The sequence below is a fragment of the Rhodococcus oryzae genome, assembly GCF_005049235.1.
In the GTDB taxonomy this organism is placed as follows: Bacteria; Actinomycetota; Actinomycetes; order Mycobacteriales; family Mycobacteriaceae; genus Rhodococcus_G; species Rhodococcus_G oryzae.
Genome location: NZ_SUMD01000010.1, coordinates 60,630 through 87,205 on the forward strand (window position 1 = coordinate 60,630; position 26,576 = coordinate 87,205).

At 70.0% G+C, this 26,576-nt stretch carries 25 protein-coding genes and 1 pseudogene; 10 read left to right on the forward strand and 16 right to left on the reverse strand.

Annotated elements, in window-relative coordinates; all coding sequences use genetic code 11:
- Positions 1-9: 9 nt before the first annotated feature.
- Genes FCG67_RS19355 through FCG67_RS19375 form a run of 5 tightly spaced genes read right to left on the reverse strand, consistent with a single transcriptional unit; the run spans position 10 to position 5,485 of the window.
- On the reverse strand, positions 10-786 hold the full coding sequence (locus FCG67_RS19355; protein WP_136911318.1) for an enoyl-CoA hydratase: 777 nt from the start codon (positions 784-786) through the stop codon (positions 10-12).
- A complete protein-coding gene (gene mmsB, locus FCG67_RS19360) occupies positions 783-1,697 on the reverse strand; it encodes a 3-hydroxyisobutyrate dehydrogenase (protein WP_097213723.1) in 915 nt (304 codons plus the stop codon). The genes FCG67_RS19355 and mmsB overlap by 4 nt, the downstream gene beginning before the upstream one ends.
- Positions 1,694-2,806 carry an enoyl-CoA hydratase/isomerase family protein gene (locus tag FCG67_RS19365; protein ID WP_136911440.1) on the reverse strand — a complete coding sequence of 371 codons (1,113 nt, stop codon included), beginning with the start codon at positions 2,804-2,806 and terminating at the stop codon, positions 1,694-1,696. The genes mmsB and FCG67_RS19365 overlap by 4 nt, the downstream gene beginning before the upstream one ends.
- Positions 2,807-2,823: 17 nt before the next feature.
- Positions 2,824-3,972, reverse strand: a complete 1,149-nt coding sequence (locus FCG67_RS19370) for an isobutyryl-CoA dehydrogenase (protein WP_136911319.1) — start codon at positions 3,970-3,972, stop codon at positions 2,824-2,826.
- 7 nt (positions 3,973-3,979) lie between these two features.
- Positions 3,980-5,485 carry a CoA-acylating methylmalonate-semialdehyde dehydrogenase gene (locus FCG67_RS19375; RefSeq protein ID WP_136911320.1) on the reverse strand — a complete coding sequence of 502 codons (1,506 nt, stop codon included), beginning with the start codon at positions 5,483-5,485 and terminating at the stop codon, positions 3,980-3,982.
- 304 nt (positions 5,486-5,789) lie between these two features.
- Between FCG67_RS19375 and FCG67_RS19380 the strand changes: the two genes are divergently transcribed.
- Both FCG67_RS19380 and FCG67_RS19385 read left to right on the forward strand, forming a co-directional pair.
- The gene (locus FCG67_RS19380) at positions 5,790-7,466 is read left to right on the forward strand and encodes a sulfatase family protein (RefSeq protein ID WP_136911321.1); all 1,677 of its coding nucleotides are present in this window, start codon (positions 5,790-5,792) and stop codon (positions 7,464-7,466) included.
- Between the two features lie 56 nt (positions 7,467-7,522).
- Entirely contained in the window at positions 7,523-8,299 is a 777-nt protein-coding gene (locus tag FCG67_RS19385; protein WP_136911322.1) for an SDR family NAD(P)-dependent oxidoreductase, read from the forward strand.
- 7 nt (positions 8,300-8,306) lie between these two features.
- Here the strand turns inward: FCG67_RS19385 and FCG67_RS19390 are convergent, their stop codons facing one another.
- Both FCG67_RS19390 and FCG67_RS19395 read right to left on the reverse strand, forming a co-directional pair.
- Positions 8,307-9,068: an SWIM zinc finger family protein gene (locus FCG67_RS19390; protein ID WP_136911323.1), complete on the reverse strand. Its 762-nt coding sequence runs from the start codon at positions 9,066-9,068 to the stop codon at positions 8,307-8,309.
- Positions 9,065-11,911: a DEAD/DEAH box helicase gene (locus FCG67_RS19395; protein WP_136911324.1), complete on the reverse strand. Its 2,847-nt coding sequence runs from the start codon at positions 11,909-11,911 to the stop codon at positions 9,065-9,067. The genes FCG67_RS19390 and FCG67_RS19395 overlap by 4 nt, the downstream gene beginning before the upstream one ends.
- A 105-nt stretch (positions 11,912-12,016) precedes the next feature.
- On the opposite strand from FCG67_RS19395, the gene FCG67_RS19400 reads away from it, so the two are divergent.
- The 4 genes from FCG67_RS19400 to FCG67_RS19415 all read left to right on the forward strand — a co-directional run bounded on the left by FCG67_RS19400 (position 12,017) and on the right by FCG67_RS19415 (position 14,860).
- The gene (locus FCG67_RS19400) at positions 12,017-12,334 is read left to right on the forward strand and encodes a hypothetical protein (protein ID WP_136911325.1); all 318 of its coding nucleotides are present in this window, start codon (positions 12,017-12,019) and stop codon (positions 12,332-12,334) included.
- Positions 12,335-12,440: 106 nt separating this feature from the next.
- Positions 12,441-13,385 carry an esterase/lipase family protein gene (locus FCG67_RS19405; RefSeq protein ID WP_136911326.1) on the forward strand — a complete coding sequence of 315 codons (945 nt, stop codon included), beginning with the start codon at positions 12,441-12,443 and terminating at the stop codon, positions 13,383-13,385.
- A 104-nt stretch (positions 13,386-13,489) separates the two neighbouring features.
- Complete coding sequence (locus FCG67_RS19410; RefSeq protein ID WP_136911327.1) at positions 13,490-13,951, forward strand: hypothetical protein; 462 nt, start codon at positions 13,490-13,492, stop codon at positions 13,949-13,951.
- Between the two features lie 78 nt (positions 13,952-14,029).
- Positions 14,030-14,860 (forward strand): shikimate 5-dehydrogenase, encoded by an 831-nt coding sequence (locus tag FCG67_RS19415; RefSeq protein ID WP_136911328.1) that lies wholly within the window; start codon positions 14,030-14,032, stop codon positions 14,858-14,860.
- Positions 14,861-14,903: 43 nt separating this feature from the next.
- Here FCG67_RS19415 and FCG67_RS25430 read toward each other — a convergent pair whose 3' ends face one another.
- The 6 genes and pseudogenes from FCG67_RS25430 to guaD form a co-directional block, all read right to left on the reverse strand.
- The gene (locus tag FCG67_RS25430) at positions 14,904-15,767 is read right to left on the reverse strand and encodes a sulfurtransferase (RefSeq protein WP_246045184.1); all 864 of its coding nucleotides are present in this window, start codon (positions 15,765-15,767) and stop codon (positions 14,904-14,906) included.
- Positions 15,753-16,244 (reverse strand): annotated as a pseudogene (locus FCG67_RS25435) (O-acetyl-ADP-ribose deacetylase); the annotation flags it as partial. The pseudogene FCG67_RS25435 and the gene FCG67_RS25430, both read right to left, overlap by 15 nt.
- 79 nt (positions 16,245-16,323) lie before the next feature.
- Positions 16,324-17,895 carry a molybdopterin-dependent oxidoreductase gene (locus FCG67_RS19425; protein WP_136911330.1) on the reverse strand — a complete coding sequence of 524 codons (1,572 nt, stop codon included), beginning with the start codon at positions 17,893-17,895 and terminating at the stop codon, positions 16,324-16,326.
- 103 nt (positions 17,896-17,998) lie between these two features.
- Positions 17,999-19,264 (reverse strand): serine hydrolase domain-containing protein, encoded by a 1,266-nt coding sequence (locus FCG67_RS19430; RefSeq protein WP_136911331.1) that lies wholly within the window; start codon positions 19,262-19,264, stop codon positions 17,999-18,001.
- 91 nt (positions 19,265-19,355) lie between these two features.
- Positions 19,356-20,135 (reverse strand): glucosamine-6-phosphate deaminase, encoded by a 780-nt coding sequence (gene nagB, locus FCG67_RS19435; protein ID WP_136911332.1) that lies wholly within the window; start codon positions 20,133-20,135, stop codon positions 19,356-19,358.
- A gap of 58 nt (positions 20,136-20,193) precedes the next feature.
- Positions 20,194-21,576, reverse strand: coding sequence for a guanine deaminase (guaD, locus tag FCG67_RS19440; protein WP_136911333.1), 1,383 nt, complete (start codon positions 21,574-21,576; stop codon positions 20,194-20,196).
- A 158-nt stretch (positions 21,577-21,734) separates the two neighbouring features.
- On the opposite strand from guaD, the gene FCG67_RS19445 reads away from it, so the two are divergent.
- Both FCG67_RS19445 and FCG67_RS19450 read left to right on the forward strand, forming a co-directional pair.
- Positions 21,735-21,992: a GlsB/YeaQ/YmgE family stress response membrane protein gene (locus FCG67_RS19445; RefSeq protein ID WP_136911334.1), complete on the forward strand. Its 258-nt coding sequence runs from the start codon at positions 21,735-21,737 to the stop codon at positions 21,990-21,992.
- A 121-nt stretch (positions 21,993-22,113) separates the two neighbouring features.
- Positions 22,114-23,364 carry a benzoate/H(+) symporter BenE family transporter gene (locus FCG67_RS19450; protein ID WP_136911335.1) on the forward strand — a complete coding sequence of 417 codons (1,251 nt, stop codon included), beginning with the start codon at positions 22,114-22,116 and terminating at the stop codon, positions 23,362-23,364.
- Here FCG67_RS19450 and FCG67_RS19455 read toward each other — a convergent pair.
- Positions 23,339-24,025 carry an alpha/beta fold hydrolase gene (locus FCG67_RS19455; RefSeq protein WP_136911336.1) on the reverse strand — a complete coding sequence of 229 codons (687 nt, stop codon included), beginning with the start codon at positions 24,023-24,025 and terminating at the stop codon, positions 23,339-23,341. The genes FCG67_RS19450 and FCG67_RS19455 overlap by 26 nt on opposite strands.
- Before the next feature lie 83 nt (positions 24,026-24,108).
- Between FCG67_RS19455 and FCG67_RS19460 the strand changes: the two genes are divergently transcribed.
- Together FCG67_RS19460 and FCG67_RS19465 are read left to right on the forward strand one after the other, a co-directional pair.
- Positions 24,109-24,516 carry a helix-turn-helix transcriptional regulator gene (locus FCG67_RS19460; RefSeq protein WP_136911337.1) on the forward strand — a complete coding sequence of 136 codons (408 nt, stop codon included), beginning with the start codon at positions 24,109-24,111 and terminating at the stop codon, positions 24,514-24,516.
- A 15-nt stretch (positions 24,517-24,531) separates the two neighbouring features.
- On the forward strand, positions 24,532-24,984 hold the full coding sequence (locus FCG67_RS19465) for an acyl-CoA thioesterase (protein ID WP_136911338.1): 453 nt from the start codon (positions 24,532-24,534) through the stop codon (positions 24,982-24,984).
- 30 nt (positions 24,985-25,014) lie between these two features.
- Here FCG67_RS19465 and FCG67_RS25635 read toward each other — a convergent pair whose 3' ends face one another.
- Both FCG67_RS25635 and FCG67_RS19475 read right to left on the reverse strand, forming a co-directional pair.
- Entirely contained in the window at positions 25,015-25,170 is a 156-nt protein-coding gene (locus FCG67_RS25635; protein ID WP_211243273.1) for a hypothetical protein, read from the reverse strand.
- Positions 25,171-25,511: 341 nt separating this feature from the next.
- The gene (locus FCG67_RS19475) at positions 25,512-26,543 is read right to left on the reverse strand and encodes a phosphotransferase family protein (protein ID WP_136911339.1); all 1,032 of its coding nucleotides are present in this window, start codon (positions 26,541-26,543) and stop codon (positions 25,512-25,514) included.
- Between the last annotated feature and the right edge of the window lie 33 nt (positions 26,544-26,576).

Genomic DNA, 26,576 nt, shown 5'->3' on the forward strand with positions numbered 1-26,576 from the left:
CGGGCATACCTAGCTGTTGGTGAACTTCGGCGCCCGCTTGTCCACGAACGCCGCCATGCCTTCCTTCTGGTCCGCGGTCGCGAACGTCGAGTGGAACACCCTGCGCTCGAAGCGGACACCCTCGGCGAGGGTGGTCTCGAAGGACCTGTTCACGCTCTCCTTGGCCATCATCGCGATGGGCAGCGACATCTCGGCGATGGTCGTCGCCGTCGCCATGGCCTCGGTGAGCAGGTCGGCCGCGGGCACGATCCGCGAGACCAGGCCCGCACGCTCGGCCTCCTCCGCGTCCATGTTGCGTCCGGTCAGGCACAGGTCCATCGCCTTCGCCTTGCCGACGGCGCGGGTCAACCGTTGCGAGCCACCGATTCCCGGGATCACCCCGAGCTTGATCTCCGGCTGGCCGAACTTGGCGTTGTCCGCGGCGAGGATGATGTCGCAGAGCATGGCCAGCTCGCAGCCGCCGCCCAGCGCGTAGCCGGCGACCGCGGCGATGGTGGGCTTGCGGGCCGAGGCGAGGCGATCCCACGCCGCGAACCAGTCGTCGAGGTACATGTCCATGTACGACTTCGGCGCCATCTCCTTGATGTCGGCTCCCGCGGCGAAGGCCCGCTCGGACCCGGTGATGAGGATCGCGCCGATCTCCGGTTCGCGCTCGAGGTCGACGACCGCGGCCACGACCTCGCCCATCAGCTGGGCGTTGAGCGCGTTGAGCGCCTTCGGCCGGTTCAGCGTGATGACACCGACCCTGCCCTTGCGCTCGAGCAGGATGGTCTCGAAGTGACTCACGCGTTCTCCTCGTTCGCACGTCGGCGGATGTCGTTGACGATGGCGGAGAAGTCCAGCGTGCCGCCGGTCTCCTCGTGGAACCGCGAGTAGATCTCCGCGGCTCGAAGGCCGAGCTCTCCGGGAACGCCGTTGCCGCGCAGGGCGTTCGCGGCCAGGCCGAGATCCTTGTCCATCAGGGCGGCCGCGAAACCCGGCTGGTAGTCGTTGTTCGCCGGGCTGGTCGGCACCGGGCCCGGCACCGGGCAGTAGCTGGTCAGTGCCCAGCACTGACCCGAGGCGTTGGATGCCACGTCGAACAGTGCCTGGTTGCTCAGGCCGAGCTTCTCGCCGAGCACGAACGCCTCGCTGATCGCGATCATGGACACGCCGAGGATCATGTTGTTGCAGATCTTCGCGGCCTGGCCGACGCCGGATGCGCCGCAGTGCACGACCTTGGCGCCCATCACCTCGAGCAGCGGCCGCGCCGACTCGAAGTCCGCCTCGTCCGCGCCGACCATGAAGGCCAGCGTGCCCGCGGTCGCGCCCGCCACGCCACCGGAGACCGGGGCGTCCATGCCGCGGTGCCCGGCCTTGACCGCGAGGTCGTGTGCCTGGCGGGCGTCCGCGACGTCGATGGTCGAGCAGTCGATGAACAGCGTGCCGGGGGCCGCGGCCTCGAGCAGTCCGCCCTCGTACAGCCCGAGCACGTGCTTGCCGCTTGGCAGCATCGTGATCACGATGTCCGACCCGGTGGCCGCGTCGGCGGCCGACGCGACGACCGTGATGCCGTCGCGGGTGGCCTGTTCCAGTGCCGCGGGCACCAGGTCGAAGCCGTTGACCTGGTATCCGGCCTTGGCCAGGTTCGCGGCCATCGGGCCGCCCATGTGACCGAGACCGATGAAGCCGATCCGGAGATTGCCTGCGGCGCTCATGACTTTCCTTCCCCAACGCTGCTGAGTTCCTGGGTGTTGCCGAGAGTGATGGAGCTGTGGGTGTTTCCACCGGGGACGAGGCCGAGCTCGAACGCCCCCAGATCCGCGAAGAAGCGATCCACCTGCTCGTCCGTGACCTCCTCCAGGGTGGCGGGCGACCAGGCGGGATTGCGGTCCTTCTCCACCACCTGCGCGCGGATGCCCTCGACGAGGTCATGGGAATCCAGGCAGGCCGAGGAGACCCGGTACTCCTGGTTCAGCACCTCCTCGAGGCTGCCGAGGTCGCGGGAGCGGCGCAGCGAGCGCAGCGTCACCTTCGCCGCGGTCGGCGACTTGGCGAGGATCTGCTCGGCGGCGTCCGCGGCCGCCGGTATCCCGCTGTCCCGCAGCCGCGAGACGATCTCCTCGACGGTGTCCGCGGAGTAGGCGTCGCCGATCCACCCCTTCTGCGCCAGCAGGGCGGATTCGGGTTCGGGCTCGGTGAACTCCTCGAGCGCGCGCTCGAGGGTCCCGGCGGCGAGCGCCGCCAGGAAGGCGGGCACCCGGCCGGACGGGATGAAGTGGTCGGCCAGACCGCAGGCGATGGCGTCGCCCGCGGTCAGCCGTGCGGTCGTCAGCGCGATGTGGGTACCGAGCTCACCAGGAGCACGCGAGAGCAGGTAGGTGCCGCCCACGTCGAGCACGAATCCGATTCCGGCCTCGGGCATCCCGATCATCGAGCGCTCGGTGACGATCCGGACGCCGCCGTGCGCGGACACCCCGACGCCGCCGCCCATCACGATGCCGTCCATGATCGCGACGTACGGCTTGGGGTAGCTCGCGATCGCGGCGTTGAGCACGTACTCGTCGCGCCAGAACTCGCGCGATCCGTCGCCGCCGTCCTGGGCGTCGTGGTAGATCGAGACGATGTCGCCGCCCGCGCAGAGCCCGCGCTCCCCCGCACCGGTGAGCACCACCGCGCGCACCTCGTCGTCGGCGGCCCATTCCGCCAGCGCCGCCGCGAGCTGGTGCACCATCGAGTGGTTGAGCGCGTTGATCGCCTTGGGCCGGTTCAGGGTGAGCAGGCCGAGGCCGTCGCGCTTGTCGACGATCACCTCCGCCTCGGTCATCTCCGCCGCGCCCGCGCTCACGCCGTCCCCGCCGTTCCGACGACGGCGCGGGCGATGACCACCCGCATGATCTCGTTGGCGCCCTCGAGGATCTGGTGGACCCGCAGATCACGCACGATCTTCTCCAATCCGTACTCGGACAGGTAGCCGTACCCGCCGTGCATCTGTAGTGCCTTGTTGGCTACGTCGAATCCGGTGTCGGTGGCGAATCGCTTTGCCATCGCGCAGAGTTCGACCTTGTCGTTCGCGTCCTCGTCGAGCGCGGCCGCGGCCCGCCACAGCAGGGTGCGTGCGGCCTCGAGTTCGGTGCGCATGTCCGCGAGCTGGAACTGCAGCGCCTGCGAGTCGAGCAGCGGCGAGCCGAACGCCTTGCGCTCGGCCAGGTGGTTGACCGCCTTCTGCAGCGCGGCCTGGCCGCCGCCGACCGAGCACGCCGCGATGTTCAGCCTGCCGCCGTTGAGCCCGGACATCGCGATGCGGAAGCCGTCGCCCTCCTGACCGAGCAGGTTGGCGGCGGGCACCCGCACCTCGTCGAGGATCACCTGACGGGTCGGCTGCGCGTTCCAGCCCATCTTCTTCTCGTTGGCTCCGAAGGACAGGCCCTCGGCGCCCTTCGGGACGATGAACGCCGAGATGCCCTTGGCCCCCGCGGATCCGGTCCTGGCCATCACCACGTAGACGTCGGAGGTGCCCGCGCCGGAGATGAACTGCTTGACCCCGGTGAGCAGGTAGTCGTCGCCGTCCCGCACGGCCTTGGTGCTCAGGGCCGCCGCATCGGAGCCGGCACCCGGCTCGGTCAGGCAGTAGCTGCCGAGGTGCTCCATCGAGGCCAGCGCCGGCACCCACTGGTGCCGCTGCTCGTCGGTGCCGAAGGAGTCGATCATCCAGGTGACCATGTTGTGGATGGACACATAGGCGGCGATGGACGGGCAGCCCTTGGCGAGCTGCTCGAAGATCCGGACGGCGTCGAGCCGGGTGAGCCCCGACCCGCCGACGTCCTCGCTGATGTAGATCCCGCCCATGCCGAGCGAGCCGGCCTTGCGCAGCACGTCCACCGGGAAGTGCTTGGTCTGATCCCATTCGATCGCGTTGGGGGCCAAGTACTCCGAGGCGAAGTCCCGAGCGGTGTCGCTGATCGCCCGCTCGTCATCGGTCAGGGTGAACATGGTGTTCCTAATCCATCGTCGGGATGACGAAGTGGTTGGTCGTGTGCTCCTTGGTTCCCGAAGGCCAGCGCTGCGTGACCGTCTTGGTCTTGGTGTAGAAGCGGAAGGAGTCCGGGCCGTGCTGGTTGAGGTCGCCGAAGCCGGACCGCTTCCAGCCGCCGAAGGTGTGGTACGCGATCGGCACGGGGATCGGGACGTTGACGCCGACCATGCCGACGTTGACGCGAGCGGTGAAGTCACGCGCGGTGTCGCCGTCACGGGTGAAGATGGAGACGCCGTTGCCGTACTCGTGCTCGGTCGGCAGGCGCAGGGCCTCCTCGTAATCGGCGGCGCGAACCACCTGGAGGACGGGTCCGAAGATCTCCTCCTTGTAGATGCGCATGTCCGAGGTGACATTGTCGAAGAGGGTGGCGCCTGCGAAGAACCCGCCCTCGTGGCCCTCGAGGGTGAAGCCGCGGCCGTCGACGACCGCCGTTGCGCCCTCGTCGATGCCGATCTGCACGTAGCTGTTGACGCGGTCGAGGGCGTCCTGGCTGACGAGCGGCCCGAAGTCGGCGGCTTCGTCGTCGCTGCGGCCGATCTTCAGCTTCGCGACGCGCTCCTTCAGCTTCGCGACGAGGGCGTCTGCCGTCTCCTCGCCGACGGGAACGGCGACCGAGATGGCCATGCAGCGCTCGCCCGCGGAGCCGTAGCCGGCACCGATCAGGGCGTCGGCGACCTCGTCGAGGTCGGCGTCGGGCATCACGATGGCGTGGTTCTTGGCCCCGCCGAAGCACTGCGCGCGCTTGCCGTTGGCGGCCGCGGTCTCGTAGATGTACTGCGCGATCGGGGTGGAGCCGACGAAGCCGACCGCCTTGACCCGGTCGTCGGTGAGCAGCACGTCGACGACCTCCTTGTCGCCGTTCACCACGTTGAACACGCCCGCGGGCAGACCGGCCTCGACGAACAGCTCGGCGATGCGCAGCGGCACCGAGGGATCACGCTCGGACGGCTTGAGGATGAACGCGTTGCCCGCGGCGAGCGCCGGTCCCGCCTTCCACAGCGGGATCATCGCCGGGAAGTTGAACGGGGTGATGCCTGCGACGACGCCGAGCGGCTGCCGCATCGAGTACACGTCGATGCCGGTGCCCGCGGACTCGGTGTACTCGCCCTTGAGCAGGTGCGGAGCGCCGAGCGAGAACTCGATGACCTCGAGGCCGCGCTGGATGTCGCCCTTGGCGTCGGGAATGGTCTTGCCGTGCTCGGAGGACAGCAGTCGCGCGAGCGAGTCCATCTCCAGCTGCACGAGCTGGAGGAACTTCATCAGGACGCGGGCACGCTTCTGCGGGTTGAAGGCGGCCCACTCACGCTGAGCGTCAACCGCATTGGCGATGATCGCCTCGGTCTCGGCCTTGTCGGCGAGCGGCACCCGCGACTGCACTTCACCGGTGTTGGGGTCGTAGACGTCGCCGAACTTGTCGGAGGTGCCGGGGACGCGCTTGCCACCGACGAAGTGGGTGAGTTCCTGAACCATTTTCTTGGACCTGTTCTCGCTAGGGCGAATGCCCGCGCCGACCCCATGGCAACCCACGGGCGCGGTGCGGAGTTCCGGATATGTTGTCATCCTATAGTTGGATGTCCATGTATGTCTAGAGGTGGCGTCGACCAGGCGAGAATCGCGGTCCCGCCGAACAAGATCATCCGAAACCGGGGGTGCGGCCGCCGCCGGCGGAGAACAATCACGGTCACACGGTGCCGGCCGGACCGCCACCGGGCGCGCGCGAATGGGCATGAAACCTGTCAGCTGCACTCTCTCGTCTCAGGATGGAGATCGCCCGATGGAGCCCCAGACCGAATCGACCCGGTGCGCGAACGAATCACCTCACTGCTCGGACGGGTCCGCCGGATTCCCCGCGGCGACGACCCGCCGGACCTTCCTCGGCGCCGCGGGCGCCCTGGTCGCGGCGGGCGTGGCCGGGATCGGCACGACCGGTCCGCGGGCGAGCGCGGCCCAGGGGTCCGGCGTGCCCATCCATCGCCCGAACATCGTCGTGATCATCACCGATCAGGAACGGCACCCGATGCACTGGCCAGCGGGCTGGGCGGACGCGAACCTGCCCAACCGCAAGCGCCTCGCGGACCACGGGCTCTCCTTCACCCGGTCCTTCTGCAACACCGCGATGTGCTCCCCCAGTCGCAGCACCTTCTTCACCGGCCTCTACCCGGCCCAGCACGGGGTCACCGCGACCCTGACCGAGGGCGGGACGGTCTCGCCTACCGAACCGCAGTTGCCGGTCGGCGAGCAGAACATGGCCCGGGTGCTGGAGTCGGCCGGCTACACCGTCCATTACCGCGGCAAGTGGCACATGAGCAAGGGCGCCGCGGGCGGCGACCCGAGCAGCGCCGACATCGCGGCCTACGGGTTCCAGGGCCGGGTCCCGCCCGAGGGCGGGCAGGACACCAACCCGGATCACTTCGGCGGCGGCTGCGCCGACATCGACCAACGCATCGCGAACGAGGCGGTCGAGTTCATCGGGGGCCAGGGCGCCGACGGGGACGGGCCGTTCGCGCTGATCGTCTCGTTCATCAACCCGCACGACGTCCTCGCCTACCCACAGACATGGGACGCGCTGAACGGCACCTGCAACAACTACGGAACCGAGGCGACCCAGGCGTTCAACCAGGGCATCTCGCTGCCGCCCAGCGTCGACGAGATGCTGGCCGTCAATCACAAGCCGACCGCCCAGATCCAGTCGCAGTTGCTGCTCGCGGCCGGGCTCGGGCCGCTGATCGGCCCCCAGGCTGCGCAGAACTACGTGAACTTCTACGCCTACATGCACAAGGTGGTCGACGATCACATTGGCGCCGTCCTCGACGCGCTCGAGGCCGAGCCGGGGCTGATCGACCGGACGGTGATCGTCCGGATGTCCGATCACGGCGAGATGGGGCTCTCGCACGGGGGCCTGCGCCAGAAGATCTTCAACGCCTACGAGGAAACGCTCCGGGTGCCTCTCGTCATCAGCAACCCGGTGATGTTCCCAAGTCCGGTGCAGACGGACGCCATGGCCTCGCTCATCGACGTGGTGCCCACCCTCGCCACCCTTGCCGGCGCGGACCCGGCCGCGTGGCGATTCCTCGGCACCGATCTGATGCCGGTGGTCGCGGACGCCGCCGCGCACCCGGACAACCCCACCGCGGCGGTGCAGGACAGTATCCTGTTCACCTACGACGACCAGAACTGCGCCACTCCCGACGGCCAGTTCATCGTCACCCAGCCCAACCACATCCGTTGTATCAGGGACACCCGCTGGAAGTACTCCGCGTACTTCGACCCGGCGGGCGTCGCCTCGCCGCAGTACGAGCTGTACGACCTGGTCGACGACCCCCTCGAGATGCACAACCGCGCCAACCCGCTCAACGTCGGCTACTACGCCCCGGAGCAGGCCGCGGCCATGCACACCACACTGTTCGCCGCGATGGCCAGGACCGGCACCACCCCCGCACGCGGGCTGTAGCCGCTGAGCGGGACGAGGGGGTTGTGGGCGTCCCCGGGCGGGTCGACGCTGGGTACATGTCTGAAGCCACCAACACCCCCGCGACCCTTACGACCGCCGTCATCGTGACCGGCGGCGCGTCGGGCATCGGCCTCGCGTCCGCCCGCTCCCTCGCCGAGGCCGGCCGTCCGGTCGCCCTCTGGGACCTCAACGAGGCGAAGGCCAAGTCCGAGGCCGAGGCCATCGCCGCCGAGTTCGGCGTCGACGCGATCGGTGTCGCGGTCGACCTGAGCAACCCCGACCTGTACGCCGACGCGCTGGCCACCACCCGCGCCGCGCTGCCGAACATCGGCGGACTGGTGCACGCCGCGGGCGTGGTCGACACCGGTTCGCTCGAGGGCGTCACCGTGGACGTGTGGGACCTCGGCATCAACACGCACCTGCGTCCGCTGGTGCTGCTGACGAAGGAGCTGCTGCCGGACTTCACGGCGAACCCGGGCTCGGCGATCGTCGGCATCTCGTCGATCAACGCGCACCTCGGCAACGCCATCAACCCGGTGTACAGCGCAGCCAAGGGCGGCATGCTCGCGGTGGTCCGCTCGCTCGCCGACCGGCTCGGACCCGACGGCATCCGCATCAACTGCGTCTCCCCGGGACAGATCCTCACCCCGATGCTGCAGCCCACCGTCGACCTGCTGCCCGAGGGCACGTTCGAGCGCCGCATCCTGATGGGCCGCCTCGGCCGCCCGGAAGAGGTCGGCCGAGTGGTCCGCTTCATGCTGTCCGACGAGGCCAGCTACATCACGGCCAGCGAGCTGGTCGTCGACGGCGGAAACATCTCCTCGCAGCGGTAGTCGGGCGTCACCGCCCGCCCAGGATCCGGTAGGTGGCCGTCAGCTCGCGCAGTGCGGCGGCCACCACCGGCTCCTCCACCCCGCCCGCCCGCAGCGACTTGCGCAGCGGCTCCGGGGTGAGATCGTCCGGCGCGGGCCGGAATTCCACCCGCGGCAGCGGCGGCAGCTCGATCCTGTCCCCGAAGTAGTCGTCGAGGTCGGGCGCGGACTCCGCGTCCGCCCCGTCCGAGTCGAACGAGCGGATCAGGGTGTCGAGGTCGAGCCCGCGGAGGGTGAGGATGACCAGCGGCTCGGTGTCGAGGCGCTGCGCGGTGAGGTAGACGATGGCCGCCGCATGCTTGCACGGCCAGCCCTGGTCCGGGCAGGTGCAGCCGAAGTCCAGGTCGCCGGACTCGGTGGGCAGCAACAGGTCCCCGAGCTCGATCGGCACCGTGCCCGAGGCGAGGGTGGCGAGCATGCCCGGCGCCCTGCGCACCCGGTCGATCAGCACGTCGACGGTGTCGGGGTCGAGCGGGCGGAGGGTGAAGGTCGCGGTGAACGGGTCGATCTGACTGCCCTGGACCTCGCCGACCACCGCTCCTGGCGCGATCCGATAGCTGATCACCTGTCCCGCGCGGGCGGAGCCGCGCCCGCGGGCGATCCGGCCGGAGTCGGCGATCTTCTCCATCGAGGACACCAGCGCGCGGCCCCACCAGGACTGGGCAAAGGGGCCGCCGCGCGCCGCACGCTGGGTGCCGAACTGGCTGAAATCGGTGCGCCGTCGGTTCATTCGCCCACCGCCTCCTCGCCGAGCATCATCAGTTCGCGGAGCTCATCGGTGGACATCTCGGTGATCCAGTTCTCGCCGGTGCCGACGGCGAGGTCCGCCAGTTCCGACTTGCTCGCCAGCATCGCGTCGATCCGCTCCTCGAGGGTGCCGACGCACACCAGTTTGCGGACCTGCACGTCGCGACGCTGACCGATACGGAAGGCCCGGTCCGTGGCCTGGTTCTCTACCGCGGGGTTCCACCAGCGATCCAGGTGCACAACGTGATTGGCCGCGGTGAGGTTGAGTCCCGTACCGCCCGCCTTGAGCGAGAGCAACATTATGGGCGCGGCGTCGCCGCCCTGGAACCCCTCCACCATCGCGTCGCGCTTGGCCCGCGACACCCCGCCGTGCAGGAACGGCACCTCGGCGCCGAACCGCTCGGCCAGGTACGGGGCCACGAGCGAGCCGAACTCACGGAACTGGGTGAACAGCAGCGCGCGCTCGCCGTCGGCGAGCACCGATTCCAGGATGTCCTCGACGAGGCCGAGCTTGCCGGACCGGTGGCTGCCGCGACGCAGCATCGGCGACCCGTCGCCGAGGAAGTGGGCCGGGTGATTGCACACCTGCTTGAGCCGGGTCAGCGCGGCGAGCACCGCGCCCTTGCGGGCGGCGCCCTCGGTGTCCCTGATCCGCTCCATCATGTCGTCGAGCACGGCCCGGTAGAGGGAGGCCTGCTCGGCGGTGAGGTTCGCGCGCACCGTCATCTCGAACTTCTCCGGCAGATCGGAGATCACCTCGGGATCGGTCTTGACCCGGCGCAGCACGAACGGCGAGGTCACGGTCCGCAGCCGCGCCAACGCGCCCTCGTCGTGCTCGCGTTCGATCGGGACGGCGAACCGCGCCCGGAACTGCTGGGCGCTGCCGAGCATCCTCGGGTTCACGAAGTCCAGGATCGAGCGCAGCTCGTCGAGCCGGTTCTCCACGGGGGTGCCGGTCAGCGCGAGCCGGTGCGCCGCCGGGATCGCCCGCGCCGCCCGCGCCTGTGCGGTGCCCGAGTTCTTGACGTGCTGGGCCTCGTCGAGCACCATCCGGCGCCAGCTCTGCTCACCGAGGGCGGCCGTGTCCCTCGCCAGCAGCGCGTAGGTGGTGATCACCAGGTCGTGTTCGGCCACCACCGCGGTCAGCTGGTCGCCGCGCAGACGGTCGGTGCCGTGGTGCACGAGCACCCGCAGGCCCGGCGTGAACCGGGCGGCCTCGCGCTGCCAGTTTCCGACCACGGACATCGGGCAGACCAGCAGGGTCGGCCCCGGGCGCTGCGCCCCCGCGGCGCGTTCGTGGGCCAGCAGCGCGAGCAGCTGCACCGTCTTGCCCAGGCCCATGTCGTCGGCGAGCACCGCGCCGAGCCCGAGGTCGCTCATGAACACCAGCCAGTCCAGTCCGCGCCGCTGATAGGGCCGAAGCCGCGCCTCGAGCCCGGGCGGCTGCGGCACGCTGGTCGGCCGCGCTCCCGAATCGAGCAGTCCCGCAACCCAACCGGTGGCGGTGATCTCCGCCACCGGCACCGGCGGCGGTTCCGGCGCGGTGAGCTCGCCCAGGAGATCGGCGAGGGTGTGCCCGCCCTCGCCCGCCTGCCGGATGACGTACTTGGCGGCCTTCGCGAGGACGGTCTTGTCGGCCTGGACCCACTGTCCCCGCAGCCGGACCAGGTCGGTCTTGGCCCGGGTCAGCTGCGCCATCTCCGCGGGGGTGAGCACCAGATCGCCGAGCGCGAGCTCCCAGTTGTAGGCGACGAGCTGGTTCATCCCGACCGCGCTGTCCTCGCTGTCGGCCGCCACCGGCGGGCTGGTCACCCGCAGCCGCAGCGACGGGGCCACCACGCTCCACGCGCGCGGCAGCATCAACGTGACGCCTGCGTCGGCGAGCACCTGGGCGCCGTGCGCGACCAGGTCGGTCACCACCTCCAGCGGCAGCAGCAGGTCCAGGCTGTCCGGGTCCGACGGCACCGCGCGGAGCATCGGGTAGGCGGCCATCGCCTCGGCGAGCTTGCGCACCCCGACCGTCAGGGCCTTGGGGTCGCCCAGGTGCACCGGCACCGGGTTTGGCGCCTCACCCTCGGGCCGCAGGCAGACCTGCAGCCGCCAGAGCACGAGGCCGTCCTCGGGGGCGGGCTCGTCGTCGTCCTCCGGTTCGAGCAGCCGCAGGACCAGGTCCGGCTCCTCCACGGTGAGGCTCTGCCGCCACTGCTGCAGATCGGTGGCGATCCGCTGGGTGCCCTCGGCGTACGGGGTGCCCGCGGCCAGCGCCGCGAGCAACGGGTGCTCGCCGCCGTCGCGGTCGCCGAGCAGCTCACGCACGATCGGGTCGGTGATCTCGAAGACGAAATCCTCCAGCATCTTTCGCGCGCCACCCGATCCGCGGAGCACCGCGGGCGTCGCCGCCGCCAATTCCGAGATCCAGGCCCGCTGCCGATCGCCGCCGACGAGCCGCCACCGGGCCCACCACTCGCCGTCCGCGCGTTCGAGCTCGGGCACGACCCGTCCCGCCCGAACCCAGCTCCGCACTCCCCTGGCGACGTGCGCGAGGAAGCGGAGGTCGCCGGGCAGCCCGGGAGTCGGGCCGGTGGGGAGGTCGAGCAGCAGCGCGGCGGCCGCGGGCGGGGCCATCGCGAGGGCGGGCACCGTCACTTCGCCGAGGGTGCCGTCGCCGTTCGGCAGCGACACGGTGACCCGGTGTCGGAACTTGCGGTCCAGGGCCCGCCGCAGCGAGGCGGGCAGGTGCTCGATTTCGTCGTCGACCGGCTCGGGAGCACCGCCGTCGCGCCACAGCATCAGCCCCGATCCCGGGGACCACACCGCGTGCACCATCAGCCCATCCAATCAGGCAGCCACGACAAACCTCGACGACGCTGGATTAATCCGTCTGACCAGCGGGATAATGGGCCATTGGGCGAATCGCGTCGGGAGCGAGAGATGACCATCCTGGTTCAGGTGCTCGAGCAGGGCTACTCGCACAGCACGCCGTGGCAGCAGCGGAGATACCAGTTCGTCGACGCCGCACACATCGTCGGCCTGCGGCTGGACGGGCAGTCCGGCGTGTGGCTGGACATGACTCGGCCCGGTGAGTCGCACCAGCTGGCGCTGACTCCCTCGCCCGACCTCTCGGCCTACTTCCTGATGCGGGTCTTCGACGACATCGCGAACTGTGAGCGCCAGGGCGGCTCCTGGTTGATCGGCCACGACGGCAGCAACCTCGAGTCGATCACCGCCACCCGCTTCCCGATGCCCTGAGGGGCCGGTACCGGAACGTCCGGTTTCCCCCCTATGCAACCAACCGAGCAATTGCTAGGTTGCTGTGATCCGCAATCACAGTGATCCACACAACAATGGGGGGCTCATGTTCCGAGCGTCACGCACCGCGGCCTTGGTCCTGTCGCTGGCCGCGCTGGTCTTGCCGTTCGGGGCGGGGGTCGCCCAGGCCGAGCCGCTGCCGGAGAACTACAACTTCTTCGCGGGTATCCCGAACGAACTGACCAACCCGGGCGGCTCGCTGCCCGGCGCGAACGACTTCGGATGCAAGCCGACCGCGGAGCACCCCCGACCGGTGGTGCTGGTGCACGGGACGGGCGGCGGGCAGCAGACCAACTGGGGCGCCTACGTCCCGATGCTCAAGAACGCGGGCTTCTGCGTGTTCGCCCTGACCTACGGGGCGATCCCCGGCGCACCCTGGCCGATCTCGGCGATCGGCGGGATGGGTCCGCTCGAAAACAGCGCCGGCGAGTTCAAGACCTTCGTCGACCGGGTGCGCTCCGCCACCGGCGCCCAGACGGTGGACGTCGTCGGCCACTCGCAGGGCACGCTGATCCCGACGTACTACCTCAAGCACCTCGGCGGCGAGGGCACGATCACCAACTACGTCTCCGTCGCGCCGCCATGGCTCGGTCTGACCACCCTCGGCGTCGACGCGTTGCCCGCCTACGCCAAGCGGTTGGGGGTGCCCGAGACCTCGGTCCCCGTGTGCCAGGGCTGCGGCGAGATGACCGCCGATTCGGAGCTGATCAAGAAGATCAACGCGGGCGGCACCCCGTACGTCAAGGGCGTGAACTACACCAACATCTCCACCCGATACGACGAGGCGATCGCGCTGCCGCAGGGCCAGGTGCAGGGACCTCCCGGATACACGGTGAACAACATCGTCGTGCAGGACACCTGCGCGCAGGACTACTCCGAGCACGCCGCCATCGCCGGCTCCAAGCGCGCGGCGTACATGGTGTTCAACGCCCTCGACCCGGCGCACCGGCGCGAGGTGCCGTGCATGTTCGTTCCGCCGTTCACCGGCTGACCGTCCGGCGTCGGTGACCGGTGTACCGGTCCCCGACAAACGGAAATGCCAGGCCACCCCGCCGAGGTAGCGTCGGAACACTGTCCGACGACGATCGGAGCACCATGTCGCTTCCCACGCTCGGCAGGTCGATTGCGATCAGCGGCCTGGTGCTCGCCGGGTTGTTCGGTGCCTGCACCCCGGCGGCGGCTGGTCCGGCGCAGGACAGGTGGGTGAACATCCCGGACACGGCGACCGTCGCTGACGGACTTGCCTGCGGCGGCCGAATCGGAGGCGTCACCGTCGCCACGGACAGGCTCCCCGGGCTGGTCTACGTTCGACTGAACGCGACGTTCGTCGGGATACCGACGACGCCCGGGGTGCTGTGCTCGGTGTCGGCGACGCTGCACTGGCGCAACCTGGGTACCGGCGCTGCGGGATCGTGGTCCGCCGAGGTCAGTGGCGGGGTGATCGACTTCCCGGCCGAGCCGTGGACACACCTCGAGACGGGGTCCGGCCGCGTCGAGGTCACCCTGACCACCGACCGTCCGCACCTCCCCAGCGTCACCGAGATCAACGTGTACTGAGTCGGCCAACCTGCGGGCGGCGCCCGCGGCCTTCGGTGAGGTGGACCGCCGACGGCCGACGGCGATACCGTCGATCGGGTGAGCCGAACCATCCGAGACGCCCTGACCAAGGACACCCGCCTGTGCATGTCCCTCGCCGCACGGCCGTCGAACATCGGCACCCGCTTCCACAACTACCTCTATGAGGAACTGGGCCTGGACTTCGTCTACAAGGCGTTCACCACCACCGATCTGCCTGCCGCCATCGCCGGCATCCGGGCCCTCGGCATCCGGGGCTGCGGCGTCTCGATGCCGCACAAGGAGGCCTGCATCGAGCACGTCGACGTGATGCACGATTCGGCCGCCGCCATCGCGTCGGTGAACACCATCGTCAACGAGGACGGTGTGCTGCACGCCTACAACACCGACTACGAGGCGGTCGCGACGCTGCTCGCCGAGCATCGGGTCCCCTCGTCGCTTTCCGCCGCGGTCGCGGGCAGCGGCGGGATGGCCAAGGCGGTGGTGGCGGCTCTGCGCGACAACGGGTTCGGAGAGGTGACGGTCATCGCCCGCAACGAGGTCACCGGGCGGGCGCTGGCCGACCAATACGGCTTAGGCTGGCGCGCGGAGCTGGGCGAGCTGCGGCCGGGACTGCTGGTGAACGCCACCCCGATCGGGATGTCGGGCGGGCCAGGGGCCGACGGCCTGCCGTTCGACGAGGACGCCGTGCGGGGGTCCGAGGCGGTGTTCGACGTGGTGGCGCTGCCGCCCGACACCCCGCTCGTGCGGGCCGCGTCGGCGCTGGGCAAGACCGTCATCACCGGCGCCGAGGTGATCGCGCTGCAGGCCGCGGCCCAGTTCGAGCTCTACACGGGGGTGCGCCCGAGCCCGGACCAGATCCGCCGTGCCTCGGAGTATTCGCGGTCCTGACCGGGTGAGGCGGGCCTAGTGCCTCGCGCTCGGGCGCGGGGCACTAGGGGGTCGGGCCGGTCGCCACGGGACGATCCGGATCGCTGCACCACTGCGACCACGAGCCGGGGTACAGCGCCGCGTCGACCCCGGCGATGGCAAGCGCGGCGATCTCGTGCGCGGCCGTCACCCCCGACCCGCAGTAGACCGCGACCGGCGCCGAACCGTCGGCGCCCAGCCCGGCGAAGCGTCGGCGCAGCGCCGCGGCGTCCGCGAATCGTCCGGCGCCGTCGAGGTTCTCGGCCGTCGGGGCGCTGCGTGCCCCGGGTATGTGACCGGCGCGCGGATCCACCGGCTCGACCTCGCCGCGGTATCGCTCGGCGGCGCGGGCGTCGAGCAGCACCCCGTCCGCCGCGCGTTCCGCGGCCTCGCCCGCCGTCACCGTCGGCAGGTGTCCGGCGGTGAGCTCCACGTTCCCGGTCGGTACCGGTTGGCCCGCACCGGTTTCCAGGTCGAGTCCCGCCGACGTCCACGCGGACAGCCCGCCGTCGAGCATCCGGACGTCGGGCACCCCGGCCCAGCGCAGCAGCCACCAGGCGCGAGCGGCGGCGGTGTTCCCGGTTGCGTCGTAGACGACGACGGCGTCGCCGGTGTCGATCCCCCACCGCCTGGCCGCGGACTGCAGGTCGGCGATCTCGGGCAGCGGGTGCCTGCCGTGTTCCGGCGCGGGCGGCGCGGCCAGCTCGGTTTCCAGGTCCACGAACGAGGCGCCGGGAATGTGCCCGTCGCGGAAGTGTTCCCGGCCGTTCGGGTCGCCTAGCGCCCAGCGGACGTCGAGCAGTACCGGCGGCCGGGGCGCGCTCAGCCGGGACGCGAGGTCCTCGGCGGTGACGAGCACCCCGAGCTCGCGCCGCAAAAGTTCGGCCATCGGCTCGCCGAACGCGACGAAGGTGACGGTCCGCACCGAGGTGCCGGAGCTGCGCACCGCGGCGACCGCCTGGCGCACGGCGTCGGCGTGCGGCCAGCCGTAGCTGCCCGCGGAGATCAGCGGGAACGCCACCGTCCGCGCGCCCAGCTCGTCGGCCACCTCGAGGCTGCGGATGTAGGCCGACCGCAATACCGCCGACCGGTCCTCGTCGGCCGAGTACACCGGGCCCACCGTGTGAATCACCCAGCGCGCGGGCAGACCTCCGGCGGTGGTCGCGACGGCGTCGCCCGCGGGCAGCCCGTCCGGCAGCGTGCTCGCGCGCAGCCGTCGACACTCCTCGAGGATGCTCGGGCCGCCGGCCCGGTGGATGGCCCCGTCCACTCCCCCGCCGCCGAGCAGTCCGGAGTTCGCCGCGTTCACGATCGCGTCCGCCTCGACCTTCGTGATGTCCCCGCGAAGCACCTCGATAGCCACCATGGCCACACCGTACCGCCGCCGAGTGTGCAGTTGTCAGTGCAAACCCCCAGGAAGCGCGCCAGCAGCTGCACACTCGGCGTCAGCGCACGGTGATGGTGCGGCTGTGCCAGCCGGTGGCGCCGTCCGGGATCGGCGCGGCGCGCTCCTCGGTCTGGACGTTGCCGTCAAGATCGGTGGCGCGCACCTGCACGTTGTGCACCCCCGCGGGCGCGTCCCACTGCCAGGACCACTGGCGCCAGGTGTCGATGGAGTACTGCGGCGCGAGGGTCGCGGGCTGCCACGGCCCCTCGTCCACCCGCACCTCCACCCTCTCGATGCCCCGGTGCTGCGCCCAGGCGGTGCCCGCGATCGTCACCCGGCCCTCGGGCACCGGCGCGAACGCCGCGGGCACGTCGATCCGGGAGGCCGTCTTGATCGGCGCCCTGTCCCCCCACCCGCGTTTGGTCCAATACGCCTGTGCCCGATCGAATCTGGTGAGCTCCCAGTCGACGACCCACTTGGTGGCCGAGACGAAGCCGTACAGTCCCGGCACCACCTGGCGGACCGGGAACCCGTGCTCGAGCGGCAGCGGCTCGCCGTTCATCGCGATGGCCAGCAGCGCGTCGCGGCCGTCGCGCAACACCTCGATCGGCGTGCCGACGGTGAAGCCGTCGACGCTCTTCGACAGCAACATGTCCGCGTCGCGCTGTACCTCGACCTCGTCGAGGAGATCCGCGATCGGGAAGCCGACCCAGGTGGCATTGCCCGCGAGCTCGCCGCCCACCTCGTTCGAGACGCAGGTCAACGTGATCCGGCGCTCGATGGGCGCCCGCAGCAGCAACTCGTCCCAGCTCAGCGTGACCTCGCGTTCCACCATGCCGTGGATGCGCAGGCGCCACTCCTCGGTCGTCAGGCGGGGCACCTGCAGCGCGGTGTCGATGCGGTAGAAGACCGGGTTCGGGGTGATGAACGAGGTCGCGCCGGGGATCTCCAGGTCGACCCCGGCCGGGATGGGTGCCGCCCGGTCCACCACGACGGGCACCTTCACCCGGCGCCTGCTCTCGAGCACCCCGCTCAGCCGCTGGTTCATCTGCCGCCCGGCGACCCCCGCGGCGGCGGCCACGGCGACGGCGACCGACGCGATCACCAGGAACCGGCGCCGTCCCATCCCCCCGTCGCCGCCGGGCGAGGGTTCGTCGAGTTGGGCGGTGAGCAGCCGCAAGACCACGATGCCCAGCACCACCCCGACCACCGTCGGCAGGACATCGGCGCCGTTCGCGCCGGGCCGGTTGTAGGCCGCGTACATCCCGACCACTCCGAGCCCGGCGAGGATCGCGCTGCCGTACGGCCGCGACGGCCGTTCGACGATGCCCGCGATCGCGGCGATCACCGTGATGAGGACCGACATACCGACGAACAGCGCCGGCTTGTCGTTGGTGCCGAAGGTCGTGATGGCGAACTCCCGGGCCCAGGCCGGGCTGCGGTCGACCGTGGTCGATCCGACCGCGAAGAAGGGCGACGATTCCGGGCCGGTCAGCGCCGACAGCAGTTCGCCGACGCCCAGCACCACGCCTGCGGCGATCACCCCCGACGCCGCCCGCGCGATCAGCCGCAGCGCCGCGTTCCTGGCGACGGGGCCCTCGTCCGTTGACGTCGAACTCGTAGCCGGCATGCCCGCCTCCGCTCCCTTGCATCGTAGTTCGCAAGGTCTTCGGAGCCGATGGGTCGCGCGGATGGGTGCGTCACCGGAGTGGGCGCGTTCGGGCGCCCCCAGATCAGCGGGTGGGCTCGGTCGACTGGGTCGTCGCCTCCGGAGTCGTCGTCTCCGGACTCGGCGCGGCCGCGCTCAGCCGATAGACGTGTTCCGGGGAGATGATCTCGGTGATCGCCGTCGCCAACTGGGTGCTCGGCTCGCCACCCTCGTAGGCGATGTCGGTGTTGGTCATGATGACGAGGGTCGTCTGCTGCTCCGGCAGGTAGACCGTCACGGTCTGGTATCCGGGCAGGCTGCCGTTGTGCCCGATCCAGCCGGCGGCGTTGAACACGCCAAGGCCGTAACCGACGTCGGGGGGATAACCCGGCGCATTCACCGTCTCGAGCCGTTGCGCCTGTGTTTCCGGCTTGAGCAGGGTGCCGGTCGCGAGCACCGGACCCCAGATGTGCAGATCCTCGAGGGTCGAGATCATCGCGCCCGCCGCCCAGCCCCAGGACGGGTCCCAGTCGGTGGCCGTGGCTTCCTTGCCGTCGGCGGTCTGCACGGTGTACCCCTGCGCGTGCGGGCTCGGGAACGCGTTGGTGGTGGGGAAGTTCGTCTTCTCCATGTGCAACGGCTGGAGGATCCGCTCGTTGATGTAGTCCTGCAGCGCCAGCCCGCTTTCCTTCTCCACCACGAGTCCCAGCAGCACGTAGTTGGTGTTGCAGTACTGGAATCCCTGGCCGGGCGGGAACGTCGCCGGTTGGGCGAACGCATAGTCCAGCAGCTGCTGCGGGGTGAAGGGCGCCTTGGGATCCGCGAAGAGCGCTTGCTGGAACTCCGGGCTCTCCGAGTAGTTGGCCAGCCCGCTCTGCATGCGGGCCAGCTCCCGGATGGTGATCTGATCGCCTGCAGGGACGCCGTCGATGTACTTCGAGATGGGGTCGTCGAGACCCACCTTCCCCTCGTCCACCAGCTGCAGGATGGCGGTGGCCGTAAAGGTCTTGGTCAGGCTGCCGATCCGGGTGTAGAAGTCGGTCTCCATCGGCGCGTCGGTGGACTTGTCGGCGACGCCGAAAGCCTTGACGTACTTGCCCTCCGGCCCCCAGACACCGACTATCGCGCCGGGCACGGACGTCTTGGTCATCGTCGCGTTGATCGCATCGTCGAGGCGCTGGGCGACGGCGGAATCCATCTCCGCGCTCGGTTCGGCGCCTGCCGGCGTGCTGGTGGCCGCCTGCTCCGAGGTCGAATCGTCTGCGCATCCCGCCGCAATGAGCAGGGTGACGGCCGCCGCCGCCAACAACCCCCGCCGCCGATGTGTCCTGGTCACGACCTGTGCTGTCATCGCCGGGTCCCGTCGTCAGACGTGCAGTTGTCTGCAGAACCTACTCCGTACCGACCGGCCCCACCCCTCGTTTGACCGAAGGACCATCGTCTCAGAACTGCTGCCAGTCCGGCTTGTGCCGCAGCGCGTACCGGTAGTAGTCGGCCAACGCGAGCCACTCCGCGGCCGCCTCGTCGACGACCACGGTCGCGTGCCGGTGCAGTTGCAGCACCGACGCCGGACAGATTGCGGTGAGCGGGCCCTCCACCGCCGCGGCGATGGCGTCCGCCTTGCCCGCCCCGACCGCGACCATCACCAGGTGCCTGGCCTCGCCGATGGTGCCGAGGCCCTGGGTCAGCACGTGGAGCGGAACGTCGTCGACGCTGCCGAAGAAGCGGGCGTTGTCGATGCGGGTCTGCTCGGTCAGGGTCTTGATGCGCGTCCGTGACGTCAACGACGACCCGGGCTCGTTGAAGCCGATGTGTCCGTCGGTGCCGATCCCGAGCAGCTGCACGTCGATGCCGCCGGCCGCGGCGATGGCGGCGTCGTAGCGGGCGGCCTCCGCGGCCAGGTCCGGCGCCTGCCCGTCGAGGCCGTGCACCCGGCCGGGGTCGAGGTTCACCCGATCGACGAATTCGGACCTGATCACGGAAAAGTAGGACTGTTCATGGCTTTTCGGGAGCCCGACATACTCGTCGAGCAGGAACACCCGGGCGGACGAGAAGTCCAACCCGTCGTCGTGGTGCCGCCGGATGAGCTCGCGGTAGCTGCCGAGCGGAGACGACCCGGTCGCGAGGCCCAGCGTCGTCGGGCCTCGGCGCACGGAGCGCTCGACGATGTCGGCGACGGTCGAGGCGACTTCGTCTGGCGTGGACCGGATCACGATCTCCATGTCGCTTCCACCCTACCGGCGACCGCCACCGCTCGTGGGTCGGCGCGATCGACGGGGATCAGGTGGAGCCAGGCCGCAGATAAACCTGCCTGCCCATCGCCCACGTCTGCTCGATCGCGCGGTCATCGCCCGCCACCATCAGGCCGAACAGCAGGTCCGCCGCCTGCTCGAGTGTTGCCGGCGTGCCGTTCTGGGCGATCAGGGACTGCCGCCAGCGCAGCGCCTGCGGCCCGCCATTGCAGTCGAGCACGACGAAGTCGGCTTCCTTCCCGGGGGCGAAGTTACCGACCAGATCGTCTATATAGAGTCCTTCGGCGCCGCCGAGCGTGATCGACCAGAAGCCGCGATAGGCCGAGAGCTTGTTGCGCTCGGCCTCGGCAGGATCGTCAAGCATGCCGTTGTTCATCATTCCGACTTTGTAGGCCTCATCCAGCACGTTGAGCATGGACAGGCGGTTGCCGCCGCCGACGTCGCTGCCGAACGACAGCCTGACGCGGTGCGCCGGGTCGGTGGCGCGGCCGAGGCGGAACAGGCCGCTGCCGAGGAACAGATTTGAGCACGGGCAGAAGGTGATCGCCCCGCCGCCGGCCGAGAGGCGGTCGAACTCGTCGTCGGACAGCCACACGCCGTGGCCACCCGAGAACTTCGGCCCGACAAGCCCATACTTCTCGTAGACCGCGACGTAGTCGGCGCTGTCCGGATACAGCTCGCGCATGTCCTCGCATTCACCGGTCGTCTCCGCCAGGTGCGTGTTGACCCAGCAGTCCGGATGCTCGCGCTTCAGGCGCTCAGCGGCGGCCATCGTGTCGGGCGTGCAGACGTGCGCGTTGCGCGGCGTGATCGCGTACAGACCGCGGCCTTGCCGGTGGTAGCGCTCGATCAACCGCTTGCTGTCGCGATAGAAGTTCTCGGCGCTGAGGGAATAGCCATCCGGCGCCAGGCGATCGATGCCGGTCAGGCCGGCGATCAGCCGCATGTTGCGCCGCGCGGCCTCGTCGAACAGTTCCTCGGTCGCGGCCGAGGCGGTGGTGGTGAAGGCCTGGCAGGTGGTCGTGCCCGAGGCCACCAAGCTGTCGAAGAAGCGCCCCGCCGCCTCACGCGCGTAGGCGCGGTCGGAGAACTTGATCTCCTCCGGGAACACCCACTTCTCCAGCCACGGCAGCAGATGCTCACCGAACGCGCCGATGACCCGGGTCTGCGGAAAATGCACGTGGCCATCGATGAAGCCGGGTAACACCAGCCGGTCGCTGATGGTCGTGACGGCCAGCCCTGCGTGCCGCGCGGCGACCTCGTCATGCGCGCCGAAGTCGATGATCCGGCCGTCCTCGACGACCAGCAGACCATCCGCGTGGAAGCGCGCTGCTTCACTTTCCCGTCCGACATGCCGCCACGGATCGTCGATGAAGTCGAGGAACGAGGCCCGGATGCCGAACTCGGTCACCGCGCAACCGTGTCATCGCGTGTCGCACCAGTCAATGGTGCGGGGCACGGCAAGCGACACGCACGGATACCGGCCCCAATCGAACGGAGCCCGGATGTCGCTACGGTTGTTCGCGCGCCGCCGTGGCGCGGGACCATCATCGACCTAGGAGTCAACACATGCTTGGACTCGGCATCATCGGCTGGATCATCATCGGCGGGCTCGCCGGCTGGATCGGCAGCAAGATGATGGGCACCTCCGAGCAGCAGGGCATCCTGCTCAACATCGTGGTCGGCGTCGTCGGCGGCCTGCTCGGGGGCTTCCTGCTCAACCTCGTCGGCGTCGACGTCAAGGGCGGCGGGCTGATCTTCAGCTTCTTCACCTGCCTGCTCGGCTCGGTCATCCTGCTGTTCGTGGTCAAGAAGGTCCGCACCTAGCCGCCCGCCGCGTCGAGTGTGCAGTTGTCGGGGCAAACGCCCAGGTAGCGCGACGGCAGCTGCACACTCGGCGGGGGCGCCGCGACCGACCGCGACCGACCGCGATCGCGGCTGCGGCAAGATGGCGGTCGTGTCACGAACCCTCGAGCCCGATCCGACGGGAGCCGAACAGACGGAGCCCGCGGTCGCGCGCGAACCGGGCCTCTCGCACCCGATCAGCGCAGGCGTGGTCACCGCCCTCGTCGGCTTCACCAGCTCCTTCGCCGTGGTCCTCACCGGCCTGCGCGCGGTCGGCGCGAGCCCAACCGAGGCGGCGTCCGGCCTGATGGCGCTGTGCGTCACCCAGGCGATCGGCATGCTCTGGCTCTCCCGGCACTACCGGATACCGATCACCCTGGCCTGGTCCACCCCCGGCGCCGCGCTGCTGGCCGGAACCGGACTGGTGGTCGGCGGCTGGCCCGCGGCGGTGGGCGCCTTCATCGTCGTCGGCCTCGCGGTCACCCTCACCGGCCTGTGGCCGCGGCTCGGCCGGCTGATCGCGGCGATCCCCACCCCGCTCGCCCAGGCCATGCTCGCGGGGGTCCTGCTCCCGCTCTGCCTCGCCCCGGTCACCGCCTTCCGCGACTCCCCCGCCGCGGTCGCCCCTGTCGTCCTCGTCTGGCTGATCCTGCTGCGGTTCTCCCGACGCTGGGCCGTGCCCGCGGCCTTCGCCGCGGCCGCGGTGGTGATCGGCATCAGCATCGCGTTCGGCGACGGCTCCCTGGATACCTCCGCGCTGGCACCGACCCTCGACCTCACCGCCCCGCACTGGACGTGGCAGGCGCTGGTCGGCATCGCGATCCCGCTGTACATCGTGACGATGGCCTCGCAAAACATCCCCGGAACCGCGGTGATGTCGTCCTTCGGGTACCGGGTGCCGTGGAAGTCGGCGATGACCGTCACCGGCATCGGCACTGTGATCGGCGCACCCGCGGGCGGCCACGCGATCAACCTCGCCGCCATCAGCGCCGCCCTGGCCGCCGCGCCCTCCGCGCACCCGGACCCGAAACGGCGCTGGGTGGCCGCCTTCACCGCGGGCTGCTCCTACCTGGTGCTGGCGCTGTGCTCGGCGGCGCTCGCGGCGCTGGTCGTCGCCGCACCGCAGGGCGTCGTCGAGGCCGTCGCGGGCCTGGCGCTGCTCGCGACGCTGGGCGCCTCGCTAGCGGCGGCGGTGGCCGACGAAGCCGACCGGGAGGCGGCCGTGCTCACCTTCCTGATCGCGGCGTCGGGGGTCGACATCCTCGGCATCGGGTCGGCCTTCTGGGCCCTCGTCGCCGGGCTGGTCTTCCGGCTGGTGGTGCGCGGCGTCAGGCCCCGGACGCGAACTCCTTGAGGATCTGACCGAACGATGCCGGATCCTGCAGCATCGGCAGGTGGCCAGTGGCCATCTCGCGCCGCCACCGGGCTCCAAGCTCGTCGGCGTACCGGCCCTGGAGAGCCGCCGGGAACTCCTTGTCCGCCGCCGTCACCACGTAGCCGGTACGCGCGGGCAGGGTCCGCGCCGAGACGCGATCCCGGTAGAGGCGCTGCGATTCCGGCGCGAAGTCCGCGACGATCCGCGCGATGTCGTCCTCGCCGAGACCGGCGCACAGGCCCGAGCGGATCGCCTTCTCCGGCGGCCTGGTGCCCGCGAGCCGCATGATCGGCCCGACGATGTACCGCTGCGGCGCGGGCAGCGCGCCCAGGAACGAGCTGCCCGCCGACGGCACCGAGGCCGCGACGGCGAGCAGCCCGCCGACGCGCTCGGGGGCGACGGCCGCGACCTCGCTCGCCACCACCCCGCCGATCGAATGCGCCACCACGGTGAACTCACCTTCGGGCGCCTGCGCCAGCACCGCGTCCGCGTAGTCCCGCAGCGTCGCGTCCGCACGCTTCGGGTAGGACACGACGACCGAGTCGACGGGCAATGAGGCCCGCACCTCGTCCCAGATCCAGGCCGGAAGCCCTGCGCCGCTGAGGAAAACGATCGGTGTCGACTTCGGTTCGGTGTTCATGCGCTCTCCTTGAATGTGAGGGTGAACGCAACAGTAGACAGAGAGCCCGACAAGCAAATGTCGGCTTCTATAACCTTGTCGCCATGGCCTTCTCGAAGTCCACCGACCCGCACCTGACGCTACGGCGCATCGAACGCCAGCACGCGGTGATCGAGTGCCTGCGCGCCCGGTCGCCGGAGTTCACGACGGCCCGCGCGCTGGCCGACACCGTGCGCGTCACCCCGCGAACCGTCGAGCGCGACATCGCCCGCATGCGCGAGGCAGGCATCCCGATCGAGGTCCGCAACGGGCCAGGCGGCGGGTACGCGATCGATGCCAGGCGCCACGTCGACCCGATCACCCTCACCCCCGGCGAGGCCGCGGCCCTCATCGTCTCGCTGGTCGCACTGGGGCCAACCGCCACCGACGCCGCCGGCTCGGCGATGACCAAGCTCGTCGATTCGCTGATCCACCCGGCGCAGCGACCGAGGCATCCGTCCCGATACGACTGATCTAAGGTCGCCACCATGACTTCCGCCCAATCCGAGCCCACCGCCGCCGACTACCCCGTGCTGTGGCCGGTACCCACCCGCTGGGCGGACAACGACCACTACGGCCACGTCAACAACGTCACCTACTACTCGTACTTCGACACCGCGGTGAACGGCTGGCTGATGTCGACGGTCGGCGTCGACATCCGCGACCTGCCCGCGATCGGCGTCGTCGCCGAGACCTCGTGCAGGTATCACAGCGAGCTGAGCTTCCCGGACCAGCTGCAGGTCGGCCTGTCGGTGGCCCGGCTCGGCGCGCGCAGCATCGTATACGCGCTCGCGATCTTCCGGGTCGGCGAGCGCGGCGCGCTCGATCTCGCCGCCACGGGACGCTTCGTGCACGTCTACATCGACGCGCAGACCCGGAAACCGGTGGCGATTCCCGAGGAGATCCGCGACGCGGTGAGCCAGTTGACCCCGCCGTCCTGAGCCGGGAACTCCCTGCTCGGGGCCACACGCTCAGGCGGTCGGCGCCACCGCTCGTTGCAGCTGTTCGGCGAAGTCCATCTCGGACAGGGCCTCGGGATCCGTGCCCGTCGCGCGCAGATCCTGCACGTCCCGGCCGGCGAGCACCGCCATCAGCAGCGCCGCCTTGTTGGGGAAATGATGCAGCAACCCGGGGTGGGAGATCCCGGCCTCGGCCGGGGTATTCGCCAGGGAACTGCCCCGAAACGCCGAACGCCCCGCTCTCGGGAAGCGGGGCATTCGATCAGGTCCGAGTTGTCACGTCGTGGTCGTGGTCGAGGGCTTCGACGAGCCCGACGTCAGACCGCCCGTGAGGCCGCCGAGAAGTGAGATCAGCTGGCTCAGAATGTTGTCCATGTTGTTCCCTTCAGTGTGATTCCTGTCACCGTGTTCCGGCTCACAAAGAAGTGTGCACGCCGATCCCCCATCCGTCTAGCGGATTGATGGTTTCTTTTACAAGATTCTTTTGGTCACGATTTGCATACGATTGGCTACCGGAGGCCGGCCTTGCGCGCGATCTCCGTCGCCTGGGCCACGATGTCGTCGATCAACTTGGCCGACGGTGCCCCCACTGCGGCCGTGTTCCGTGGATCCTCCATCGTCCGCCGGAGCACCCCCTCGGCGATGATCGAGATCTTCCACAGGGCGAGCGCGTGCCAGAACCCGAGTGCGGCCGGATCCCTGCCGGTCTCCTGCATGTAGGCCTTCGTCAGCTCCTCCCTGGTCGGGAAGCCCTCCAGCGTCGACGCCGCGAAAGGACCGGGCACCTCGTCCTCCGCCTGCGCCCAATACGCCAGCAGCGCACCGACATCCGCGAGCGGATCACCGAGCGTGCACAGTTCCCAGTCCACGACGGCGACCACCCGGCCGTCGTCGCGGGCGGTGATCACGTTGCTCAGGTGGAAGTCGCCGTGCACAAGGGTCAGCTCGGTCTGCGCGGGGATGGACCGGGTCAGCAGCGCCGCCAGCTCGTCGACCGCCGGGATGTCGCGGGTCTTCGACTTCTCCCACTGCCCCGACCAGCGCCTGAGCTGGCGCTCCGCGTAGGGCGAGTGGCTCGCGAGATCGTCGAGGCCGGACAGTTCGAGGTCGACGGCGTGAATGCTGGCCAACGCTTTCGGCATCGACAGCCCGGTGGCCCGTCGACGTTCCGGCGTCAGCTGCTTGGCCACCCCGATGCTGTCGATCACCACACCGTCGACGTAGTTCATCAGCATCAGCGGCGCGTCGGTGATCGCCGGATCCTCGGTCAGGCCCAGCACCTTCGGCACCGGCACCCCGGTCCCCTGCAGGGCCGACAGGATCCGGTACTCCCGGGCCACGTCATGCGCGGACGCCAACAGGTGCCCCAGCGGCGGCCTGCGCAACACCCACTGGCCACCCCCCGAGTCGGACACCAGGTAGGTCAGGTTCGACTGGCCGTTGCCGATCCGTTTGAACTCGAGCGGCGCGACGGCACCGACCCCCATGTCGGCGATCCAGTTCGACACCGCCTCTTCGTCGAGTCCTACGGCGTTGCTCATCGGGTTCCCTTTCCTGTCACGGACTGTGGTGCG

Coding starts and splice junctions, on each gene's coding strand:
- mmsB (WP_097213723.1), bottom strand. CDS start 1,697: ATGAGCGCCGCAGGCAATCTCCGGATCGGCTTCATCGGTCTCGGTCAC.
- FCG67_RS19365 (WP_136911440.1), bottom strand. CDS start 2,806: ATGACCGAGGCGGAGGTGATCGTCGACAAGCGCGACGGCCTCGGCCTG.
- FCG67_RS19370 (WP_136911319.1), bottom strand. CDS start 3,972: ATGTTCACCCTGACCGATGACGAGCGGGCGATCAGCGACACCGCTCGG.
- FCG67_RS19375 (WP_136911320.1), bottom strand. CDS start 5,485: ATGGTTCAGGAACTCACCCACTTCGTCGGTGGCAAGCGCGTCCCCGGC.
- FCG67_RS19380 (WP_136911321.1), top strand. CDS start 5,790: ATGGAGCCCCAGACCGAATCGACCCGGTGCGCGAACGAATCACCTCAC.
- FCG67_RS19385 (WP_136911322.1), top strand. CDS start 7,523: ATGTCTGAAGCCACCAACACCCCCGCGACCCTTACGACCGCCGTCATC.
- FCG67_RS19390 (WP_136911323.1), bottom strand. CDS start 9,068: ATGAACCGACGGCGCACCGATTTCAGCCAGTTCGGCACCCAGCGTGCG.
- FCG67_RS19395 (WP_136911324.1), bottom strand. CDS start 11,911: ATGGTGCACGCGGTGTGGTCCCCGGGATCGGGGCTGATGCTGTGGCGC.
- FCG67_RS19400 (WP_136911325.1), top strand. CDS start 12,017: ATGACCATCCTGGTTCAGGTGCTCGAGCAGGGCTACTCGCACAGCACG.
- FCG67_RS19405 (WP_136911326.1), top strand. CDS start 12,441: ATGTTCCGAGCGTCACGCACCGCGGCCTTGGTCCTGTCGCTGGCCGCG.
- FCG67_RS19410 (WP_136911327.1), top strand. CDS start 13,490: ATGTCGCTTCCCACGCTCGGCAGGTCGATTGCGATCAGCGGCCTGGTG.
- FCG67_RS25430 (WP_246045184.1), bottom strand. CDS start 15,767: ATGGCCGAACTTTTGCGGCGCGAGCTCGGGGTGCTCGTCACCGCCGAG.
- FCG67_RS19425 (WP_136911330.1), bottom strand. CDS start 17,895: ATGCCGGCTACGAGTTCGACGTCAACGGACGAGGGCCCCGTCGCCAGG.
- FCG67_RS19430 (WP_136911331.1), bottom strand. CDS start 19,264: ATGACAGCACAGGTCGTGACCAGGACACATCGGCGGCGGGGGTTGTTG.
- nagB (WP_136911332.1), bottom strand. CDS start 20,135: ATGGAGATCGTGATCCGGTCCACGCCAGACGAAGTCGCCTCGACCGTC.
- FCG67_RS19445 (WP_136911334.1), top strand. CDS start 21,735: ATGCTTGGACTCGGCATCATCGGCTGGATCATCATCGGCGGGCTCGCC.
- FCG67_RS19450 (WP_136911335.1), top strand. CDS start 22,114: ATGGCGGTCGTGTCACGAACCCTCGAGCCCGATCCGACGGGAGCCGAA.
- FCG67_RS19455 (WP_136911336.1), bottom strand. CDS start 24,025: ATGAACACCGAACCGAAGTCGACACCGATCGTTTTCCTCAGCGGCGCA.
- FCG67_RS19460 (WP_136911337.1), top strand. CDS start 24,109: ATGGCCTTCTCGAAGTCCACCGACCCGCACCTGACGCTACGGCGCATC.
- FCG67_RS19465 (WP_136911338.1), top strand. CDS start 24,532: ATGACTTCCGCCCAATCCGAGCCCACCGCCGCCGACTACCCCGTGCTG.
- FCG67_RS19475 (WP_136911339.1), bottom strand. CDS start 26,543: ATGAGCAACGCCGTAGGACTCGACGAAGAGGCGGTGTCGAACTGGATC.